Raw genomic sequence first — 265 nt, 5'->3', positions numbered from 1 at the left:
AGAACAATTATACCTTTTGGACTTGGACGTATTGGAAAGCGTGTGCTGCCTAAATTAAAGGAGACATTTCATATTCCATTTATTATAGATAACGGAGTAGAAGAAAGAGCATATGATGGGATTTCCATATATAGATTAGGAGATGCATTACCATCGATAAAGGATAATAAAATAGTTGTTATGACTAAGGAGAATATATATGAAGTTATCTCTAAAGAGCTGAAGCAAAGAGGATATGTTGAGTATAGGGATTATTGCATATTAG

1 protein-coding gene is annotated in these 265 nt (G+C 32.5%); it reads left to right on the top strand.

Going from position 1 to position 265, the window contains the following annotated elements; all coding sequences use genetic code 11:
• Window positions 1-265, top strand: a 265-nt coding sequence (locus NE637_RS15440; protein ID WP_256267813.1) for a hypothetical protein, incomplete at both ends; no start/stop codon positions are given.

The organism is Desulfovibrio desulfuricans (assembly GCF_024460775.1).
GTDB classification, from domain to species: Bacteria; Desulfobacterota; Desulfovibrionia; order Desulfovibrionales; family Desulfovibrionaceae; genus Desulfovibrio; species Desulfovibrio desulfuricans_E.
Note: the sequence above shows the minus strand (reverse complement) of the source record. Positions and strands in the feature narration are given on the sequence as shown.